10 protein-coding genes are annotated in these 22,177 nt (G+C 61.4%); 3 read left to right on the forward strand and 7 right to left on the reverse strand.

What is annotated here, in order from left to right; translation table 11 throughout:
* Nucleotides 1–257: 257 nt before the first annotated feature.
* The 3 genes from NQ519_RS14280 to NQ519_RS14290 all read left to right on the forward strand — a co-directional run bounded on the left by NQ519_RS14280 (nucleotide 258) and on the right by NQ519_RS14290 (nucleotide 5,192).
* Nucleotides 258–1,952 carry a DUF6377 domain-containing protein gene (locus tag NQ519_RS14280; RefSeq protein WP_044118614.1) on the forward strand — a complete coding sequence of 565 codons (1,695 nt, stop codon included), beginning with the start codon at nucleotides 258–260 and terminating at the stop codon, nucleotides 1,950–1,952.
* On the forward strand, nucleotides 1,952–2,863 hold the full coding sequence (locus NQ519_RS14285; RefSeq protein WP_161603976.1) for an endonuclease/exonuclease/phosphatase family protein: 912 nt from the start codon (nucleotides 1,952–1,954) through the stop codon (nucleotides 2,861–2,863). The genes NQ519_RS14280 and NQ519_RS14285 overlap by 1 nt, the downstream gene beginning before the upstream one ends.
* A 112-nt stretch (nucleotides 2,864–2,975) precedes the next feature.
* Nucleotides 2,976–5,192 (forward strand): sodium-translocating pyrophosphatase, encoded by a 2,217-nt coding sequence (locus NQ519_RS14290; protein ID WP_019150480.1) that lies wholly within the window; start codon nucleotides 2,976–2,978, stop codon nucleotides 5,190–5,192.
* Nucleotides 5,193–5,249: 57 nt separating this feature from the next.
* Here NQ519_RS14290 and NQ519_RS14295 read toward each other — a convergent pair whose 3' ends face one another.
* Genes NQ519_RS14295 through NQ519_RS14325 form a run of 7 tightly spaced genes read right to left on the reverse strand, consistent with a single transcriptional unit; the run spans nucleotide 5,250 to nucleotide 22,156 of the window.
* Nucleotides 5,250–6,620 carry an MFS transporter gene (locus NQ519_RS14295; RefSeq protein WP_019150479.1) on the reverse strand — a complete coding sequence of 457 codons (1,371 nt, stop codon included), beginning with the start codon at nucleotides 6,618–6,620 and terminating at the stop codon, nucleotides 5,250–5,252.
* 21 nt (nucleotides 6,621–6,641) lie between these two features.
* Nucleotides 6,642–7,433 (reverse strand): S1/P1 nuclease, encoded by a 792-nt coding sequence (locus tag NQ519_RS14300; protein WP_019150478.1) that lies wholly within the window; start codon nucleotides 7,431–7,433, stop codon nucleotides 6,642–6,644.
* Between the two features lie 19 nt (nucleotides 7,434–7,452).
* Entirely contained in the window at nucleotides 7,453–8,385 is a 933-nt protein-coding gene (locus tag NQ519_RS14305) for a glycerophosphodiester phosphodiesterase family protein (protein WP_019150477.1), read from the reverse strand.
* Between the two features lie 3 nt (nucleotides 8,386–8,388).
* Nucleotides 8,389–12,099: a BACON domain-containing protein gene (locus NQ519_RS14310; RefSeq protein WP_019150476.1), complete on the reverse strand. Its 3,711-nt coding sequence runs from the start codon at nucleotides 12,097–12,099 to the stop codon at nucleotides 8,389–8,391.
* Nucleotides 12,100–12,111: 12 nt separating this feature from the next.
* A complete protein-coding gene (locus NQ519_RS14315; protein ID WP_044118613.1) occupies nucleotides 12,112–16,347 on the reverse strand; it encodes a DUF4886 domain-containing protein in 4,236 nt (1,411 codons plus the stop codon).
* A gap of 18 nt (nucleotides 16,348–16,365) precedes the next feature.
* Nucleotides 16,366–18,822: a PL29 family lyase N-terminal domain-containing protein gene (locus NQ519_RS14320; protein WP_227901084.1), complete on the reverse strand. Its 2,457-nt coding sequence runs from the start codon at nucleotides 18,820–18,822 to the stop codon at nucleotides 16,366–16,368.
* A 19-nt stretch (nucleotides 18,823–18,841) separates the two neighbouring features.
* Nucleotides 18,842–22,156: a PL29 family lyase N-terminal domain-containing protein gene (locus NQ519_RS14325; protein ID WP_019150473.1), complete on the reverse strand. Its 3,315-nt coding sequence runs from the start codon at nucleotides 22,154–22,156 to the stop codon at nucleotides 18,842–18,844.
* Nucleotides 22,157–22,177: the final 21 nt, after the last annotated feature.

Consider the following 22,177-nt stretch of genomic DNA (forward strand, 5'->3'; position numbering starts at 1 on the left):
AGGGCAGATGTCGGAAATTTTTCATTACAAAGATACGCCTTTCTAAATTCGCGGAAAGCCCCCGATCGGAAATTGTAAATGATTGTAAATGTTAATGTATTCGATGTCAGGCGATTGCTGTTTTGCACCGTGGTGCATTATGTAAATCGGGAAACTGTATTGTTTTGCTTTTTAATGCTTTTGTAACATATGGTACGGATTTGTAATTTGTTTTTATATTATTTAAGTATTAGTTTTGTGCTAAACCGAAACCTGAAATGAAAATAATCCCATTCGCTGCAATCTTGCTCTCCGCCTTATCGGCGTTTCCGGTTTTCGGTAACGACGAAGCCGGATTGCAGGAGTTGTTCCGCCGGCTCGACCGGGCGATCGCCCATAGCGGGGAGTATGCCGCCCGGCGCGAAGTCCGTATCGACTCGCTCAAAAACGAACTGGGCCGCGAAGAACTTCCGCTGCGCACGTGTTTCGACCTGACCGAACAGCTCGCCGACATTTACAGTTCCTATCAGAGCGACTCCTCGCTGCTCTACTTCCGGCGGGGCCTTGAACTGGCCGAACGGATCGGCGATAACGATCTGACCATGCGCGCCCGTTCCTCGATCGCGCTGTGTTACAGTCTGGGAGGCCGTTTTTACGAGGCCGAGGAGATACTGAACGCCATTTCCGATACGGTGAGCGTCAGCCGCCGGGCCTTGCAGTCGTATTATGTGGCTCAGCACCGCAAGAACCGGGAACTCTGCTACCTGACCGAGCCCGGGGCGCGGCGCGATGTCTTCCGCCTGCGCGAACATTATTACGCACGGCGTGCGGCGGAGATCGGCGAGGACACCTTCACGCGGCTTTACTACGGTTATATGGATGCGATTCTTCGGGAAGACTGGCCCGAGGCGACGGCTCTGTGCGACAGTCTGCTGATCTCCCTGCCGTCCGATTCGCACGAGTACGCGAAGGCGGCCAACCACAAGGCGCAGCTCGAACGAAGGGCGGGCCGTCCCGATCGTGAATTGGCGTGGTTCGTGTGTTCGGCCCTGGCCGATATTCAGTCGGCGGTGCGCGATCACGGCTCGTTGTGCGCCGTTTCCGAAAAACTTCTCGATCGGGGGGATGTCGAGCGGGCCATGAACTATATCCGTGTGGCGATCAACGATACGCGCTTTTTCAACTCTCCGAGCCGTTCGTGGCGTGACATGGCCATCCTTCCGCAGATCGAGTCGGCGTACAGCGAGCGCAACGCCCGGTTGCACACGATGTATATCGTGCTGATATGCGTCGTGCTGCTGTTCTTCGTATCCGCCGCTGCCGCGGGGCTGTACGTGCTGTCCCAGAACCGGCGGCTTTTCGCCGTGCAACAGACTCTCCGCGAGTCGAACGACAAGTTGAACGAACTGGCCCGGAGCCTGCGCGAAACGAACGGCCGGCTGAGCTGCCAGAACATCCGCATCGCCGATGCCAACCGGATCAAGGAGGTCTATATCGGCGGATTCCTGCAAACCATCTCGGAATACATCAACAAGCTCTCGGCCACCTATCAGCATGTCAATAAAATGTTGCGCGACGACCGGATCGCGGAGCTTCGCCGCGAGTATGCCCGCAGTAATATCCGCAACGACGAACTGAAGGAGTTCTACGCTCTTTTCGACAAGACTTTTCTGGGGCTTTTCCCCTCCTTCATCGACGAGATGAACGCTTTGCTGGACGCCGAAGCCTGCACGGAGGGGCGCCGCGACGGGGAGCTCACCACCGTTCTGCGTATTTATGCGCTGATCCGTCTGGGCATTGCCGATACGGCGACCATCGCCGCCTTGCTGCATTGTTCGATCCGCACGGTCTATAATTACCGCTCCTTCGTCCAGCGCCACGTGCGTCCGGAGGTCGGCGATCTGGAACAACGGGTGCAGCTGATCGGCATCAACGGAAATTCCGACCATTCAACTCAAAATCCTGCAATATGATGACACGCAATCTGAGATTCGCAGCCCTGCTGTTGCTGGCGGGCGTTTTTGCGGCCGCCCCGGCCGTGCAGGGCGCCCGGCCCGGAAAGAAAAAGGCGCAGACGGTGCGCCTGATGGACTACAACATCGCCGACGGCATGTGGTACGACCAGTATAACCGTTACGACCGCTTCGTCGCGTGGGTCCGGACGCAGGACCCCGATGTTTTCGCCATCTGCGAAGGCGCGACGCATTGGAACGAGCACAAAAAGACCGTCAGCAAGGAGCAGATGCCGCGCTACCTGCCCGACAGCCTGCACCTGCTGGCCGAACGCTGGGGGCATCCCTATACCGCGATAGGCCCCTATCAGGACAACTATCCCGTGGCCTTCACCTCGAAATACCCGATCGAGGTGGTGCAGCGCATCGGCGAGGGGCTTTCCCACGGCGCCCTGCACGTGAAGATCAACGGCGTCAATTATGTCGTGCTGCACCTTTGGCCGCAGCGCTATTCGATGGGCGACAAGACCCGCAAGGACAACGGCGGCGAGGCTTTCCGCGTGGAGGAGATGCGCCGGATTCTCGATGCCACGATCCTCAATCCGAAATTCGCCGGTGAGAAACACTGGCTGATGATGGGCGATTTCAATTCGCATTCGCCGCTCGACAAACCGTTTCACGGCACGCGCAACTATGATGTGCACGATCTCGTGCGCAGCGCCTACTCCCACGACATCGTCGGCGATTGGTTTTCCGGGGAGTTCGTGCCCTCGACCACGGGCGGAAAGGCCCGCATTGATTTTATCTATTGCACGGACGGGATCTGGGACGGCGTGAAACGGGTCGAAACCGTTCACGACGCTTTTACCGACAAGGCTTCGGACCACCGTCCGATCGTCGTGGAGTTCCGTACCCCGAAAAAGACGAAATGATGCCTGTTCCGGCACTTTTTGTATCCCGGGCGTTGTTACGGTCGGGATATTTTTATATATTTGTTTCTGACTGCGACTGAAACGGAACCAACCAATCAAACTACTTTGCGATATGAACATTCCTTCGATTTTCTGGATCGTACCTGCCGCATCCGTCGTCGCCCTGGCCTTCGCCTGGCTGTTTTACAGCCTGATGAAGCGCGAGGACGAGGGTACGGAGCGCATGCGTGAAATCGCCGGGCACGTGCGCAAGGGCGCCATGGCCTATCTGCGTCAGCAGTACAAGGTCGTCGGCATCGTCTTCGTCGTGCTGGCGCTCTTCTTCGCCTACCTGGCCTACGGAGCCGGGGTGCAGAACGGCTGGGTGCCCTTCGCCTTCATCACGGGCGGATTCTTCTCGGGACTGGCCGGCTACTTCGGTATGAAAACCGCCACCTACGCTTCGGCCCGCACGGCCAATGCCGCACGGCAGTCGCTGGACCGCGGTCTGAAAGTCGCTTTCCGCAGCGGCGCGGTGATGGGTTTGGTGGTCGTGGGTCTCGGACTGCTGGACATCTCGTTCTGGTACGTGATTCTGACCTGGTTTGTCGATGCCGCAGGGCCGCAGAAACTCGTGGTCATCACGACGACGATGCTGACTTTCGGCATGGGCGCCTCGACGCAGGCCCTGTTCGCACGTGTCGGCGGCGGCATCTACACCAAGGCGGCCGATGTGGGCGCCGATCTGGTGGGCAAGGTCGAGGCGGGCATCCCCGAGGATGATCCGCGCAACCCCGCGACCATCGCCGACAACGTGGGCGACAATGTGGGCGACGTGGCCGGCATGGGCGCCGACCTTTACGAGAGCTATTGCGGCTCGGTGCTGGCCACGGCGGCGCTGGGCGCTGCGGCCTTTGCGTCGGCCGGCTCCGAAGCCTTGCAGATGAAAGCCGTGCTGGCACCGATGCTGATCGCCGCAGTGGGCATCCTGCTCTCGATCATCGGCATCTTCCTCGTGCGCACGAAGGAGGGGGCCACGATGCGCGAACTGCTGCACTCGCTGGGCGTGGGGGTGAATTTCAGTTCGCTGCTGATTGCTGTCGCCACCTTCGGCATCCTCTACCTGCTGGGCATCGGGAACTGGGTGGGGTTGTCCTTCTCGGTCATCACGGGCCTCGTGGCGGGCATCATCATCGGGCAGGCCACGGAGTATTTCACCTCGCACTCCTACAAACCGACGCAGAAGATCGCCGGAAGCGCCCAGACGGGACCTGCCACGGTCATCATCGCCGGGATCGGTTCGGGCATGATCTCCACGGCCGTTCCCGTCATAACCATCGGTGCGGCGATCGTTCTGGCCTATCTCTGCGCCATCGGCTTCGACGTGCAGAACATGATGGCTCCGCAGAATATGTCGTTGGGACTTTACGGCATCGGTATAGCCGCCGTGGGCATGCTTTCGACGCTGGGCATCACCCTCGCCACCGACGCCTACGGTCCTATCGCCGACAATGCGGGCGGCAACGCCGAGATGAGCGGTCTCGGCCCCGAGGTTCGCAGGCGCACCGACGCCCTCGATGCTTTGGGTAACACCACGGCCGCCACGGGCAAAGGCTTCGCCATCGGTTCGGCGGCCCTGACGGCCCTCGCGCTGCTGGCCTCGTATGTCGAGGAGATTCGCATCGGACTGATGCACAACGGCGTGACGATGCTCGAAATGTCCGACGGGTCGATGCGCTTCATTCAGGACGCCTCGATCCTCGATTTCATGGAGTACTACCGCGTTTCGCTGATGAATCCCACGGTGCTGGTCGGCGTGTTTATCGGCGCGATGATGTCGTTCCTCTTCTGCGGCCTGACGATGAACGCCGTAGGCCGTGCGGCTCAGAGTATGGTGGAGGAGGTGCGCCGCCAGTTCCGGGAGATCAAGGGCATCCTTACGGGCGAGGGAACTCCCGACTACGCCCGCTGCGTCGAGATTTCGACCCGCGGAGCGCAGCGTGAGATGTTGTTCCCGAGTTTGCTGGCCATCATCGTTCCGGTTGCCGTCGGCCTGATCTTCGGCGTGGCGGGTGTCATGGGGTTGCTCGTGGGCGGTTTGAGTTCGGGATTCGTGCTGGCGGTCTTCATGGCCAACGCCGGCGGCGCCTGGGACAACGCCAAGAAGATGGTCGAGGAGGGTCATTTCGGTGGCAAGGGTTCCGACAGTCACAAGGCTACGGTCGTGGGCGACACCGTGGGCGATCCTTTCAAGGATACGTCGGGGCCGTCGCTCAATATCCTCATCAAGTTGATGTCGATGGTTTCGATCGTGATGGCGGGGTTGACGGTCGCTTATCACCTGTTCTGACGGTTCCGCATAAAATGCCGGGAGCGCAGTTTCACAACTGCGCTCCCGGCATTTTCGTTATACTTCGGTCGGTTTCTTTCGGTTCATCAGCGGCAGCAGAAACGATATTATTGACGCTGTAATCCAGAATACGGCCACAGGTTCGAAGTCGTAGTGTTTGGCGCCATCTGCCGTTACGGTAATGTTCGCATCTATGAGCCATCCCGACGCGACATCCTGAATTCCCGCAGCACAGTAGGAGGCTATCCCCACCACTCCCAGCGCGGCCCCCGTCGCCTTTCTCGGCACGATGTCCACGGCCATGAGTCCTCCGAGGAAACAGATCAGCACTCCGATGGCTATTCCGAACAGGACCATCGAGAGGACATTCACCCACATGGCATTTCCTCCGTACAAGAACAGCGCCAGGGCCAGGGAGTTCAGTATGCCGAACAGCAGGGCGGGAATCTTTCGGTCTCCCTTGAAGAGTTTGTCCGAGAACCATCCCGAGAGCACGGTTCCGAGTATTCCCAGCAGGGCGTTTATCGAGACCACGGATATGGCCTCCACATCCGAGTATCCCTTGGCCTCTTGCAGGAACAGCACTCCCCATCCGTTTATGGCATAGCGGGATATGTACATGAACGCGCTCGCCGCCGCCAGCACCCATACCGCCGGGGTGCGGAGCACTTGTTTTTGAATCTCCCGTACGGATTTGTCCGCTCCCGGCGCTGGTTTCTCGTGGGCCAGGGCTTCTACGGGCGGCAGTCCTTTGGATTCCGGGGTGTCATGGAGCCAGCAGAGGACGATCACCACACCGATTGCTCCCGCCACGGCCGATCCGAAGAATCCTGCCTGCCATCCTGCGAATGTCACGATGGAGCCCACGAATAGGAATGAGAAGAATTCTCCGAGATTGTGGCTCGCCGAGAAGAATCCGTAGTAGGTTCCCCGTTCCCGGAGGGGATACCATCGCGAGAGGGATATGATGGCCGGGGGCGCTCCCATGGATTGTGCCCAGCCGTTGATCCCCCACATCACGGCGAACGTCACGAATATCACTGCCGTGGGAATTACGGAATGCGCCAGCCCCAGCAGTCCCATCAGGGCGTTCACCGCCGCCGAGAGGATGAGTCCCGTGGCCATGAAGCGTTTGATGTTGCAGTAGTCGGCAATGAATCCGTTTACGAATTTCCCGACGGCATAGGCGAACAGGAGTGCCGATCCGATCACTCCCAGTTGGGATGCATCGAGCGCTCCGCTGTCGAGAATGGGTTTCTTCATGACATTGAGACTCGTGCGGCAGACATAGTAGAGACTGTATCCGAGCGTCGCCGCCGCGAATGCCTGCAAACGCAGGCGGCGGTAGTATTTCGAGCGCGCGTCGGCATCCATCTCGCGGGCCGGGGCCGGGGGACTGATGCGGTAGAATTCCGTGAAGCGGTTCATGGGGTTCGGATTCGTCGTTGTTTAATCGAAAAGATCGTTCAATATGCGGGCGAGACGGTATCCGGCCTTTTGAATCTGGCTCTCGACCAGCGGCAGCGCCTTGTTCAGGAAATCCTGCCCCAGCCGTTCGTCGGGTTTGGCCCATTCGAACTGCACTTCGCAGCACACGGCGGCATCGTGGAGCCAGTCGCGGGGCGTTCCGGAGGCGATGGCCTGCCGTTCGGCTTTGGAAACCCGGTCGAGTTCGTCGGCCCATTCGCTGACGGACCAGATGCGTGCGGTGGTGATGATCTCGTTGTCCCAGACGCTGTGAACGTAGAATTTGTGCGGTTTGTGGTACTTGTCCTCGAACAGTACGTCGTATTTCATGTCGTGGGTCGTGTATTTGATGTGCGCCGGGCAGTGCATGTCGCCCACCAGGTGAATGACGTATTTGAGGTTGACAGCCACGGCCGAGTCGGTGAGACTGCGGTAGTTTTTCAGGTTTTCGACGGCCAGTTCCAGTCCGTAGATGGCGTTGCCCCGTTTCGGGTTCAGCAGCTCGTCGGTATAGCGGAGTCCGGCATCGACGGGCGCTGTGTGCCAGCCGTCGGTGAAGGCGTATTCGGGGGTCTTGCGGTATTCGTCCATCCATTTGGCGTAGTAGACGACGGAGTGTCCCCCGAGGTATTTTTCGATGCGTTTTTTAGCTCTCTTCGTCAGGTTGCGCTCGGCGATTTTGGCGATGGTTTCGTGCCCTTCGCGTCCCCATCCGAAAACGGGGCCGGCCTGAAGGAATCCGGTGCACAACAGCAGGAACAGTAATTTTTTCATAGCGGTCGATGGTTTGGGGTTAATCGTGGAGTCCGCGCGAGCGGAGATAGGAGATCAGCAGTTCGGGACGGTCGGTCTGGATCATGGTGGCACCCATATCGACGAGTTTTCCGTAGACGGCGGTGGGATCGCCCTCGAAAGCCCTGTCGTCGTCCAGTCCGCCGCAGAGCGATGCCCAAAGCGAGTTGACCCAGAGTTTCGAGCCTCCGGCGACGACTTCCCGCATGCAGGTTTCGACCTCGGGTGCCGGGCGGTCCCAGCAAATTTCATAGGCCAGCGGCACGATGCCTTTCTCGCGGTATTCGGCGAAGAGCGCTTTGCCTTGGGGCTTGAGGATGTCGATGATGGGCATGTACATCATGTTGCGGGGGTGTTCGGCGAATTTCGCGGCCACGATTTCGGGCGCGCGCTTGCCTTTGATGAGAATCTGCTCCGTGACGCCCAGCTCCTCGGTGATGGCCAGTACGAGGTCGTAGTATTCGTAGCCTTGGTCGATGTTTACCACGATACGGTCCTTGCAGACTTTGAGTGCTTCGCGCAGCGTCGGCATCCGCAGGCTGTCGGTGACGACGTTGTGAGCCCGGCGCAACTTGCAGCGGCGGATCGAGTCGTAGGTGATGTCGCGGACGCGGCCCTTGCCGCTGGTTGTGCGGTCGATGGTGTGATCATGGCAGAGCACCAGCACGCTGTCTTTGGTCAGTTTCAGGTCCAGCTCCATGATGTCTACGCCCATGCGGATCACCGATTCGATGGCCGGAATCGAGTTTTCGGGGTAGTTGCGCCAGTCGCCGCGGTGCGAAGCGACGAGGACTTTCCGCGAGGAGGGGTTGTGGATTTCGGCCACGATGGCTTCGGCGCGGTTGGCCGCAGTCGGCATCCCGGCCTGTTCCCCGCAGGCGGCTCCCGAAAGAGCCGCTGCGAAGATCAGCAGTTTGTTGATTTTTCGTATCATAGGTTATCGTTGGATTAAGTATTCGTTTTCATGTCCCAGTACGACCTGCTCGGCGACGCTGCGCAGGTAGGCGGCCTTCGATGCCTCGATGCCGCAGTCGGCGGGTGAGCTGCCGAACGCCTCTCCGTAGAGCACGAGGTAGTTGACGCAGGCTTTCAGATAGGCGCCGTAGACCGACTGGTGCTTGTTGTCGGTGTGGTAGAGGTTGATGCCCGAAGAGCCTTCGCGCACGATACGGAACGCCACGCCGATCGGCGATACCCACGTTCCGGCGGCTTCGGCCATGGCGTGTGCGCCTTTGGCGTTGTAGTTTTCGAAGGTTGCGAAGTCGGTGAATCCGCCGTAGCTGCTGGCCGAGAAGGTCCAGGTCTGTTCGAGAATGACTTTGCAGGAGGCCGATTTCGCCCGGATCTTGTTTGCCAGAGCCGTGCAGTTGGAGGCTATCGACGCTGTGCCGTCGCGCCCGTAGGTCGCGGGATTCTGGCTCTGGTCCTGGATGAAGGCGTAATCGTAGCCTCCGATGTCGATGGCGTCGGTCGAGAACGACAACTCCAGATGCTGCCCGAAATTCTGCGAACCCTTGAAGTGCCCTTTGACATTGAGGTAATGCCCCTCGTTCCAGGCGATTTCTTTGAGCATCCACGCCGGATTACTGTAATAGGAGAACGAGTTGCCGAGGCAGAGCACCTTCTTCGTGTCGCCCGGGATCGCCGTGCCGAGGTTCTGGACATAGGAGCCCGAGAATCCGAACGGCGGCAGCAGACTCGCCGAACTGCTCGCCGAGATGTTCTGCGTGCCTCCCGCGCAGGTGTAACGTCCCACGGCGCGGCAGCGGATCTGCACTGCTCCCTCGACGGGATCGGCGAACCGGACGGTCTGCATGACGCTGGCGTGCTGGTAGCCGCTTCCCGTGGCTGTGCCCGAGCACTTGTAGGTGTAGCGGATCGAAGGGTCTTCGGGTGCGGTGAGCAGGTCCTCTTCGACGCTCTTCCAGACACCTCCGTCGAGATACTCCACGATGAAGTATTTGGGCGAATTGGCCTCGCCGGCCATCGTGGCGTCGAATTCGACGGCCGTGCCGGCTTCGAGCCGCTTCACGGGCAGGGTGTAAAGCCAGTAGTCGCCCTCGACCATCGTCGAGACGGCGGGCTTGTAGGAGTTGACCGTGCGGGTGAATTCTCGTCCGGCATTGGCCTCGCCGCGCACGACGGATATGTAACCTGAGCTGCCCGAGGTGGCCGGGAGCATGTTCGACACGCTCCACGGGGTATTGTACTGTCCGACAGTCGATGCCGAGAAGATCCACTGGCTCGGGAAGGCCGGGTCTGCCGCCTCCTGCGTGACCGATACGGTCGCCGTCTGCGTCAGGTCCGTGGAGGCGAAGGTAACTGTTGCGGACCGCGGCTCGGTCTGCGGGTTCACGTCGGCCGTGATGCGGATTTGCTGGACGTAGGGGCTTTTCGTGCCCGCTGCGAGCGGCGTGTCGTTCAGGTCGGTGACCTTCACCCATTCGCTGCCGCCCGTGCTTACGGTCCAGTCGTAGTCGGCGGCCGAGAGGCTCACGACGGCGGCGTCGGTTCCCAGGGCGTTCAGTCCGACCGATCCGGGAGCGACGCAGAAAGTCGCCTCGGCGGGAGTGGTCGATCCGGCAGGGTAGTAGAGGATGTTCTCCCGCGTGACGTTGACAGCCGCAGCGCTGTGGGTCCCGAGGTAGTCCATGTAGTTGTCGGCATTGATTCCGACCATGACGTAATTGCCGTCGTTGTAGGTTCCCACGTCGCCCTGCGCGATGCAGTTGCGGAATACGGCGGCCTTGTTGCACTGCCCGAAGAAGCTGCCTTTGTATTTGTTGTTGTCACGGTCGGAGATGACGCGGCCGTAGTTCTCGCATCCCACGAACTCGTTGTCGTCGTGGTTCACGAGGCACACGATGCTGCCGCAGCACCCTTCGTTCTTGCAGATCACGTCGCCGCGGTTCACGACCTTGGTGAATTTGGCGCCTATGCCCGTGATGCAGGTGATGTTGCCGATGCGGGCGCCGCCTGCGGTGGCGAACTCGTTGAAATTGTTGCCGTAGTTGGCGCAGTCGGTCAGGTGGGTGTAGCGGTTGGCCGCCGCGACGATGCCCGATGCGCGGCCGACTTTGGTGGTGAGGTTGCCGCGGTTGACGCAGGCGGTGAACGCGACGGCGTTGGCCGAGCTGGCGTGGTTGGTGCTGAATCCGCAGATGCCGCCGATCTGTACGCCGGTTGCATCGCTCTTGCTGTTGCCGCCGTTTTCGGCCGTAAGGTCGGCTTCGTTGGTCAGACAGTCGAGCACGACCCCTTCGTTGGCGAACGCGAGTCCGATCATGCCCATCGTCATGCGGACGTTGCCCGCCGAGCCGTCGAACGACATCGGGGCTTCGTTGGTGACGTTGCGTACGGCGGCGTCGTAGACCAGTCCGGCGAGGATGCCGCAGTCGGTGGCTTTCGATGCCGTGATTTCCAGCGAGCAGGAGGAGTCGAAGACGAGGTTTTCGACGACGGCTCCGGGACCCAGTGCGCCGAAGAGTCCCCAGGCGCGGTTGGGGGTTGCGTTGTCGCACACCATTCTGAAATTGCTGATCGTGTGATCCTGCCCGTCGAAGAAGCCCGTGAAGGAGCGTCCTGAGCTGATCGTGAGTGCGTTGCTGGCCAGTGCGAAGGTCGCGTCGCCGATCGGCGTCCATGTTGTGACGCCCGTCATGTCTATGTCGTCGAGCAGTACGACGACGCCCTCCTCGTTCTGCCACGGGGCGAGGGTTTCGCCCGCGTTGACCGCTGCGGCGAACTCCACGAGGTCGTCGGCCGTCCAGATGCCGCCCGGAGGTGCGAAAGCGTAGAGCGCTTTCGCCAGATGGCGGGCCGAGAACACACCGTCCTTTTCGTAATAGGTGCGGATACCCGATTTATAGACGTTTTTCGTGTAGGTCTTGTCATCGGCGGTTGTCAACGTGAGTTTCAGTCCGGCCGGGGAGGTGAAGCGTCCAACGGGGAATTTGATGGTCTGGGGCTTGGTCAGATTGGCTCCTTCGGGAAAATCCAACGTCAGCTTCGTGCCGGTCCCGTCGGGTGCCGGGGTGAGGGCGAGCGTCGCGGGATCGACCGTGCCGGTGAAGGTCAGCCAGCCTTCGAAACCCTCTTCCGAGGCGGGTTCTACGGTGATCGACCGGGCCGGACTGTCCAGCTCTCCGGCGTCGATGCGCAATTCGACAACCGAGAAGATGTTGCGGAACGAGACGTGTAACGCCCCGTCCGAGAGGTTGTTTTCGAGCGGCGTGCCGACCAGCGGCGCGCAGGCCGTGTTGACCTGTTCCGCACCCTGGAACGAGATCGTGCGCCGGGCCTCCACGCCGACCGTGCCTTCGGCGGTCGTGGCGGGGTAGTAGGCTGTCAGCGGCTTGGACGCATCGTAGGAGGCGATGCCCGCTTCGCTGGTGAAGGTGGTCGTGGTGCCGGCTTCGGCGGCGGTGTATTCGTAGGCAGCGCCGTCGTATACGACCGTGATGCGGTCGCCGGCTTCCCACGTGCTCTTGCCTTCGTTGATGTCGGTGCGGGTCGCTGCCGTGCAGGCGGCTTTGATGATCAGCCCCGACGAGGCGGGAAGCGGGGCCGGGTCGGTGATTTCGGGGTCCCGGGTGCAGCCGGCGAGCAGCAGCGCCGCGCTTAACAGAATGATATGCAGTTTTTTCATGTCGGTCGGGATTTACTCTTTGTTCTTGTCGTCGTCGAATTCCGTATCCTCGATGCCGTTGTCGGGCTTCTTCTGGTCGATGTCCGACATGTCGGTCACGGCGTAGGGCGTTGCGAGGGCATAGCGTGCCGCCTGCAAGGCTATCGGGGCGTTGGCATCGGTGACGGGCGTCGAATAGCTGCCCGCCGTGGAGTTCGAGGTCGTGTAGCGGAACGTGTTGCCGTCGAGCGTCACGCTTCCGAATGCCGGAGAGATCAGTTTCTCGAAGACGGCGCACGAGGCGGCGTAACGCGCGATGCCGTAGTCCATGTGGTATCCGTCGCGGGTCATGTCCATCGAGTTCTGGAGCTTCGACGTGCGGAGGTTTTGCAGGACGGTTCCCGTGGCGATCACATCGTCGAACGAGACTTCGGCCATCACCTTTTTACCCTGCGCGACGATGGCGGCGTACATGTCCGCCTGCGACGAGGCGAAATTGTTGACGATCACCGTCTGCTGCGAGTAGCTGACGATCGCCGGGTCGCCGTAGGCTTGCGAGAGGATATAATAGAACTTGGGCATGGCTCCGGTCTGCGTCGATTTGACATTGTCGATCAGTCCCTGAAGGGCCTCCTTTTCGGTCGAAGTCCACGACCATGCGTTGACCTTGCCGGTGTGCTCCTGGATGGTCACGATGTCCCATCGGTCCGATGCGGCGACCTCTTTGATCGTCTTGTTCATCAGTTCGGTCCACCCGGCGGCTCCCGGGCCGCACTCGTAACAGCGGTAGTCGTTCACGGTGGCGAATCCGTTGTTGTACTCGGGGACCGTGCGGCCTCCGTAGTACATGTGCGTCATCTTCACCTTGTCGAGACCTGCGGCTTTCAGCATGCCGGGCAGATGCTCCACGGCGTCTTTCGTGAAACTGTTGCCGATGAAAAGGATGCGCAGTTCGGCATCGCCGCCCGTACCGCCCCCGCCCGTGCTGCCGATTTGGTAGACGATGTTCGTGAGCGTCGATTTGTTCGAGCCCTGCTTGCCCAGGTAGTTGGCCTGATCGGCTTCGGCGTAGGAGTCGAAGACGGGCGCGCCGTTGTTGTAGGTGCCGACTTTGCCGCCTGCGGTGCAGTCGGTCCATTGCGCAACGCCGTTGTTGTAGGCCCAGAAAACGCCGCGGCTGCCGTCGCTGAGGATCGTGCCGTAGTTGGCGCAGTTCTCGAACGTGGCGGTGTTCGATATCGACGTGATGCCGCCGCAGCGGGCGCCGGTCGTCGAGGTGAGGTTCCCGTAGTTCGTGCAGCCGCTCATCGACGAACCCGTGCCCATGTTGCAGGTGATGTTGCCCAGACGCCCGGCGTCCTCCTTGGGGCATGTGTTCATCTGGTCGCCGTGGTTGACGCAGTTGGTCAGCTGGGTGTAGCGGTTGGCTGCGGCGACGATACCCGATGTGCGGCCCGTCGCCGAGGTCATGTCGCCGTAGTTGATGCAGTCGGAGATGATGACTTTCTGCTGCGACGACCCGTCGTTGGAGGAGAATCCCACGATGCCGGCGATGTGGTAGCCCGTGGCGCCTCCGGCGGTGTTGTTGTCGCGGTTTTCGGCCGTGATCGCGCCGTTGTTGTTCACGTTGTCGATCGTGACGCCCGCCGTTTCGGCGAAGGCCGTGCCGATCAGGGCCATCGTGATGCGGACGCTGCCCGCCGTGCCCTGAAAGTGCATCGGTGCGCTGCTCGTGATGTCGCGCACGGTGGCGTCGTGGACCATTCCGGCCACCACGCCGTTCGACGAACCTGCCGTGGCCGTGACGGTCAGCGAACAGCCCGTGTCGAACGAGAAATTCTCGACCACGGCGCCCGGGGCCAAAGCCCCGAACAATCCGTATGTCGCGCCCGCCTCGCTGCCCGCGGCGACCATTTTCAGGTTGCGGATGCGGTAGCCCTGCCCGTTGAAATGCCCTGCGAAGGGCGTTCCCGTGAGGGTGAGTTTGTTGCTTGCAAGTTCGAAAGCCGCCTTGCCGATGGGGGTCCACTCCGTGATCGCCGACATGTCGATATTGGTCAGCAGGCACACTTCGCCGTCCTCGTTCAGCCATTCGTCGAGCGATTCTCCGGCGTTGACTGCCGCTGCGAAGGCCACCAGATCGTCGGCGGTGCGGATGCCCTTGGCCGTCGAGATGTCGCCTCCGTATTTGGTGTTGGTCACCTTGTCCTCATTGCCCGTCTTGATCAGGCCGATGTAGTCCATGTAGTTGGTTTCGTCGATCTGCACCATCACGTAGTTGCCGCCGTTGTACGATCCCACACCGCCTCCGGCGGTGTTGTTGTCCAGTTTCGCGCCGTTGTTGATGTTGGCCACGAGCGTTCCGCGGTAGGTCGTCAGGTCGGCGATTACATTGCCGTAGTTGGCCGAGTTGAGGACCTCGCTGTCGGCGGAGTTGGTCAGGCAGACCAGGCCTCCGGCGTGCGTCTTGGCGTTGGTGGCTACGATGTCGCCGTAGTTGGTGCAGCCGTCGACCACCGACGAGGTGCCGAGGATACAGGTGATGTTGCCCAGGCGTCCGCCGCCCGATTCGCCGTAGGTGTTCAGCATGTCGCCGTGGTTCTCGCATTCGGAGACGACCGTAAAGGTGTTCGCTGCGGCCACGATGCCCGAAGCGCGGCCCGTCGAGACGGTCATGTCGCCGTAGTTCGCACAGCGTGTGATGAGGTTTCTGAAAGTCGATGTGCGCGAGGTGTTCGAGACGCCCGCGATGCAGCCTGCCTGCGTCGAGGTGAACCCGTTGGCGCTGGCGGCTCCCGGCACGGCCTTCATGGCACCGTAGTTCTTCAGCCCGATGAGTTTCGTGACGGTTTCGTCGCTCGTGCCGGCTCCGTAGACGAAGCCTACGAGGCCCATGGTCATCAGTTTGTTCGAAGCGCCGTTGCCCAGACACTCCATCGGGAGGTAGCTGGTGCACTCCTCGATCGTCGATTCGACGCTGGCTCCGGCGATGACGCCCGTCGAGGTGACGCCGTTGCCCGAGACCTTGAACGACCCCGTGTCGCCGTTTTCGGCTCCCAGCACGAGGTTCTTGACTGTCGCGCCTTTCAGCACGCCGAACAGGCCGTATGCTTGGTTGTCGCCCGTGAGCGCCGCTTCCATTGTGAGGTTGCGCAGAGCGTATCCCTGCCCGTCGAACGTCCCTTCGAAGGCGGCTCCGGAAGGGGTGGACGCCGCCGTGGTGGCGGCGAACGTGCCGTTGCCGATGGGCGTCCACTGGGCAACGTCTTTCAGGTCGATGTCGTTCATCAGCACGGCGGTCATCAGCTGTGCGCCCGTGCCGGCGTTGACGTCGGCGGCGAACTGCACCAGTTCGGCGGCCGTCCGGATCTCGATGCGGTCGCTCGCGGCCTTTGCGAAGAAGACCGGGCGCAGCACCGTGTGCTCCATCATGTCGTAGGCCACCGCGATCAGGTGTCCCGCGCTGAATCCTGCCGGGAACGTGACGACGATCTGCTGCTGCTCCTTGTCGAGCGCGGCTTCGATGCCCTCGGCTGCGGCGATGCCGACCAATGCGTCGGCGGCGTGTTCGCCGTGCAGCGTGTATTTGACCGTCATCGGGGCGGATGTATCGACCACCGTGGTGTTGATCGCCGTCGAGAGCGTGAGGTTCAGCACCTGCTGGATGGGCAGCGTGATGACCTCCCCGTTGCCGAGCGTCAGCGACAGATTGCCGTTGGCGTCGCGGGCGATGCTTTTGAACAGACAGCTTTCGCCGTCGTTGGCCTCGATCGGGCGCCCTGCGGCGTCGTTCAGCCGTTCGCCGTTGACGGTCCAGAATCCCTGTTCATCGACCGACACCACGGGGGTGTGGCCGCTTACGGGAATCCGTTCGCCGTCTTTGTCCAGCAGCGGCGCGGTCTGTCCGTCGGCCGTCACCGTCCAGTAGTAGAGACCGCTTTCCGCATCGGGCTCCACGCCCAGCAGCGGAACGTTGAGCATCTGGTCAACGGTGGCCAGCACGACGCTCTTCTCCTCGTCCTTGTTGTCCTTGTAGGTGATGATGCAGTTGCCTTCGGAATCCTGCGTCATCGCGGTGATGACGTTGCCCGAGGTCAGCTCGCTCAGGTCGGCGAGCTGCTCGTTGAGCGATGCGATGCGGCTTTGGAGCCTGGCGATCCGCTCCTTGAAACCGTCGATGCGGCCGCCGAGTTCCGAATCGTCGTAGTCGCTGCAACCTGCCGCGAAGGTGACGGCGGTCAGAAGCAAGAAATATAGGAATCGTTTCATGAATGTCTGGATTAAGCGTTAGTAGTTCTGCGACGGATCGAAATATTCGCTGTTGCGGTAACACAGAGCGTTGTCGTTCGTGGCTTCGGGGGCGCCGCTCGGGTTGTCCTTGTAGGTGTCCCATTCGCCGACGCGGCCGCCCTTGGCGCATTGCGTGACGAGCCCCTTGGCGCTGTAACCGCAGGCCCATCCGGGACCGTGCTGCGGCGCTCCTGCGTCGTAGGTGATGTTGGCCAGGATCGTGCCCTTGTTCACGCAGCCGACGATCGTGGCCTGGTTGTGGCCCACGAAACCGCCCGTGCGGCATCCCAGCTGCGAGAAGACGTTGCCATTGTTGGTGCAGTACTCGATGCGGATGTTGTTGTTCGTCACCGTACCGCCTACCAGACCGCCCATGCGCTTGTAATTGTAGTAGTCCCTGCTGCCGCCGTACTGGCCCGCGGCGTCGTCCTGCACCGTGCCGTTGTTGACCGAGTTGCTGACCGCAGTGCCGTTCTCCTCGCTCGTCGAACCGCCCAGCGTGCCGACCAGTCCGCCGCCGCGTCCCGTCGGGGCGCTCACTTCGCCGTTGTTGGTGCAGTAGTCGATCTTGATGCCTGCGCCGAGCGTGAAGGCGCAGATACCGCCGACGTTCATGCCCGTGCCGCCGTTGGCCGTGTTGGTGATGCGCCCGGTCTTCACGTCGCCGTTGTTGACGACGGCGTCGGCTTTCGTTTCGCCGCCGATGACCGTGGATTTGGCGCATCCGGCGATGCCGGCGAGCATCATCAGCGTCGCGTCGGGGTTGTCGCCCGTGAGGATGACCGAAACGTTGTTGGTGACGGCGGTGATCGTCGAACCTTCGGCGTATCCTGTCAGCGCACCGACGGCCACGACGTTCGGACTGGCGCCCGTGACGGTGATTTGGTCGCCCGCGGCGCCCAGCTTGAGGTTCTTGACCGTGGCGCCCTTCAGCGCACCGAACAGGCCGTGGAGGTGGGTCGCCTCGCTTTCGGCGTCGAAGGTCCACTGAATGCCGCTGATCGTGTGGCCCTGACCGTTGAATACGCCCGAAAACGGGTTGACCAGCGTATTGTATGAGGGCGTTCCCGTGGCTTTGCCCGCTCCGATCGGGGTCCACTCGGTGAGCCCCGAGAGGTCGATGTCGTTGAGCAGCACCACTTCGCCCGAGGCGTTCTCCCAGCGGCTCGTGCTGCCGCCGGCGTTGACCGCTTTGGCGAAAGCCACCAGGTCGGCGCCCGTTGCGATGCCCGGTTCGGCCGGAGTGTCGGGAATGACGGGCGACTGGCGCACGCCGAGCGTCACGGTCACGCCGTAGGGACGGTTCGAGAAGGTGATCGACCCTTTGCGGTCGGCGCCGCTGTCGTTCTCATAGTAGTCGGCCACGAACGAATGGGTCGTGGTGACCATCTGCACGCGCGTCGCAGGGGCGGGTTTGAGCCACGACTGGCACTCCTCGGCGATCGTCACGTCGTATTCGATGTCGGCCGAGACTTTGATGTCGAACTCCGTGAATTCGCCTTCGAGCGTCACCTCGGTTCCGGTTCCGAACTGCGGGTCCCACGTCGGGGGTGCGATCTGGGCCGTTCCGTAGGTGAAGAAGAGGGGCTTGAGCACGGTGTTGCCTCCGGCTGAAACCAGGATGACCGTGTTGCCCTCTTCGGCTCCCTCGTCCAGTTTCACCGAGATCGTGCGGGTGTACTTGTCGATCTCGACCGTCACGTTCCAGGCCGTGAAATAGTCCACATACGCCTCTTCGGCTTCGCTGCCCGACACGGTGTATTTGATGTAGGCCGGAGCCGAACGGTCGGGGACGGCCGTCACGGGGGCGGCGTCGAACGTGATGCTCAGGGCCTCAAATACCGGAATTTCGAACGAACTGCCGTCGGCGAGCGTGAAGCGGACCATGCCGCTTTCCTCGTCGGTCTCGACCTTTTGGAACAACGTGTTGCTCACGTCATTGGCAAGCACGGGCTTTCCGTCCTTGCCCGTGAAACGCTCGCCGTTGACCGTCCAGAAACCCTCGGCGTCGATGCCCATCGTAGGCGACACGCCGCCTACGGGCATCATCTCTCCCGCAGCGTCCAGCAGCCATTCGTAGGTCTCGCCGTTGTCCGCGGTCGTGCGCCAGTAGAGTTTTCCGTCGGAGAACTCCCCGGCCCCGACGATCGGCGCGGTCACCACGTCCTTCTGCGTGGCGAGGGTGACGGTTTTCGTTTCGCCGCCGTGATCGCGGTAGCAGACGACGTAATTGCCCTTGTCGTCCTGTTTGAGGTAGGAGATGAAGCTGCTGTTGACGAGCGCCGTGAGCGAGTTCATTTCGTCGTTGAGTTCCGCGACGCGCTTTTCGGCCGCCGTAAGCTCCTGCTCGATGGCGTCGATGTTTTTCCGCAGCTCCCCGTCGTCGTACTCGTCGCATCCCCAGAGGAGGACGAAACCGGCGGTAAGCAGTATGATGTTCAATAACTTTCTCATTGTTCTCTCGTTTTAAGGGTTACTGTTTGATCCGCACGTGCATGTAGTTCATGCAGCTGCGTTCGCCTTTCGAGTCGGAGGGTTTGTTGACCACTTTGCCCGCGCCGTCGGTGTAGAGCCACACGGTCGTCGAACCGCCGCCGTCGAAACGGGTTACGTTCCAGCAGCCGAATTTCTGGGCGATGCGGACCATTTCGTAGAACTTCACGCCCATCGAAACCCAGTCCTGACGGCCGTCGATAACGAAGAAGTGGATTTTCGTTCCGGCCTGGTCCACGCCCACGTACGTCATCGGGTCGTAGACCGACGAGGAGAGGTTTTTATCCACGCCGTCGGCCAGCAGGTGGTACATCGTAGAGTTCTGCGTGACGATGGGTTTCGTAACGCCGTCCACCGCCACGTCGGCGCGGATGCGGAGCGTCGAGCCCACGGAGAGTTTCGCGGCGAACGCTTCGGCGGTGGCTCCGGTGAGCTGCACGGCCCATTCGTCGAGGGTCGTGAGGTAGGGTGCCTCGGCGAGTTCCGTCGTGCGGCCGTCCTCGATGCGGGTCACGGTGGCTTCGAACCAGCCGTCGTTGACCGTCATGGGGTTCCCCGAGGTGTTCTTCGCAACGACGTAGAGCGCTTTTTTGAGCAGCGGGTTGGTCAGCGACGGGGTTCCGGGGTGGGGCGTCTTCTTGTAACGTGCGGTGTAGAGGTTGGCTTCCTGCGAGACGCTGCCCAGACGCAGGATCGTGTCGTTGATCGAGTAGTACTCGTACTCGGTGCCGCCGACCTCGATCTTGCCCGTGAATACCTTCTTGCCGCAGCTTGCCGTGCGGTCCCTGAAGACGGTGAAAGCGTTGGCATGGTTGGTCAGCGACGTGCGCACGGTCTTGTTGTTGACGAAGTCGGGGCGTCCTTCCTCGATGTGCAGGCCGCGGGGGAATCCGTCGTGCGAGTTGAAGAAACCGGTGTTGAATCCGGCGACGATGTTCTGCCCCTCGGCGCGCTTGCGGGTGCAGTTCTCCGAGAGGGTTTCGCGGATATTCTTGCCGTTGTTGCCGTTGTTGTTGCCGTTGGGGTTGGGCACGATGTCGTCGGCCATCGAGGTTGCGATCTCCACGGCGTCGTTTGTCAGGTCCACCTCCAGTACGTGCATCTTGCGCGGCAGGTTGGTGAATTCGTAGTAGGTGTATTTTACGCCCGGGTGGAGCTGGACGGTCTGTTTGGACTCCCAGTCGTAGTAGGCCGGCAGCGACCAGTCAACGGTGTTCTCCTCGGTGTCGTAGTTCGACTGTTTGTGGCAGACGGCCGTGGTGTGCATGGCCGCGGGGGCCGTTGTCGGAGCGTCCTTGTAGGTGTCGTAGTCGCCGACGAAGCCGTTTCCGATGCAGCCCTTGATGAGCGATGCGCTCTGGTTGTAGCCGCAGGCCCAGCCGGGACCGTGCAGGTTCGAACCGTCGGTCGTCACGTTGCCGATAACGGCCCCGGTGTTCTTGCAGTTGCGGATCGTGCCGAGATTGTGGCCCGAGAAACCTCCCGTGCGGCATCCCAGGCGGGTGATGACGTTTCCGGCATTGGTGCAGTTCTCGATGATGCAGCCTGTCGTGGTCGAACCGCCGACCAGACCTCCCATGCGCTTGATGCCGTATTGGTCCTTCTGTCCGGCGTACTGCCCGGCGGCATCGTCCTCGACGAGGCCGTTATTCTGCGAATTGGCGATGGTTCCCTTCTCGAAGGTTCCGGCCAGCCCGCCGCCGCGTCCCGAAGGTGCGTTCACCCGTCCGTTGTTGGTGCAGTAGCCTATGAGATTGTTCTCCGCCGATTTGATGTAGGCGCAGATGCCTCCCACCTGCATGCCCGTCCCGCCGTTGGCGGTGTTGGCGATGGGACCCGTGGTGATGTCGCCGTTATTGACGCACGCCGCCGCTGCGGAGGTTCCTCCGATGGTCGTACCGGTCATCTGCCCGGCGATTCCCGCGAGCATCACCAGCACTCCGGCGGGGTCTTCGGCCTCGAACGAGATCGAGACGTTGTTGGTCACGTTTTCGATCACCGATTCCGTGGCGAACGCCGCCACACCTGCTACGGCCGTGCCGGCTCCGGCGGTTCCCCGGACGGTGAGCTTGTCGCCCTTGGCGCCGACCGTGAGGTTCCGGACGGTGGCCTGGTTCAGCACGCCGAACAGACCGTGGGCCGTCGATTTCGCGGCGTCGGCCGTCCAACCGATGTTTTTGATCGTGTAGCCCTTGCCGTCGAATTTGCCCGTGAAAGGATTCTCGGCCGTACCGATCGGCGTCCATTCCGTCGTGCCCGTCATGTCGATGTCGCCCAGCAGCACCACGTCGCCGCTCTCGTCGCGGTAGCGGTCGTAGCTGCGTCCGGAATTGACGGCCTCGGCGAATTTGCGCAGGTCCTCGGCGGTCTTGATGCCGTAGTATTCGGGCTTCGCGCTTTTGGCCGCGAGGTGCACGACGCGGATCAGGACGTTTTCCTCCGTGTCGCAGAGCATCACGGCGAAACTGCCCTCTTCGAACGCATCGCCGAAGGTGACGGCGATGGTTCCGGCAGCGGTGTCGGCCGCGGCCGCGAGTTTCTCGGTGCGCATGATTTTGAGGATCGTTTCGCCGGCCTTCTCGCCCGTGATCTCATAGCCGATCGTGAGCGGCTGCGAGGCGTCCTCGACGACGTATTCGTCCCCGAGCACCGTGTCGCCGACCTTGAAGACGATGTTGAAGGCGTCGAAGACCGGAGCCGACACCGTCGAGCCGTCGCCCAGCGTGAAAACTGCGTTGCCGGCGGCGTCGCGCGAAATGCCTGTGATGAGCGATCGTTCCTTGCCTTCGGCTTTCAGCGGACTGCCTGCCGCATCGGTCAGCCGACGGCCGTTGACGGTCCAGTAACCCTCCTTATCGACGGCCACTTCGGGCGTGCGTCCGGCGACGGGGATTTTGGCCCCGTCGGTGTCTTTCAGAAAGTCGGTTTTGCCCCCTGCGGTGGTCGTCCAGTAGAGCACGCCGCCCTCCTCCTTCGTGCCGAGGATCGGCGCAGTGGTCACGTCGTTCTTCGTGGCGACGGTGACGCTGTGTTCGACGTTGTCGGCGCCTTTGTAGCGGACGACGTTGTTGCCCTCGGCGTCCTGCGTGATCGAGGTTACGACCCCGCCGTTGACGACGGACGCGAGCAGCCGCACCTGGCTGTTGAGTTCGTCGGCCTGTTTTTCGAGTTCGGTGAGCTGGTTGTATATCTCATCGACGCCTTTCCACAGCGCGGAGTCGTCGAAGTTGTCGCTGCACCCGCCCGCGAAGAGGAGGACCGATGCCAGAAGCGTTGTTATCATGGTTCGTTTCATTGCCGTTTGTTTTTTCGTGGT

The organism is Alistipes senegalensis JC50, from assembly GCF_025145645.1.
GTDB classification, from domain to species: domain Bacteria; phylum Bacteroidota; class Bacteroidia; order Bacteroidales; family Rikenellaceae; genus Alistipes; species Alistipes senegalensis.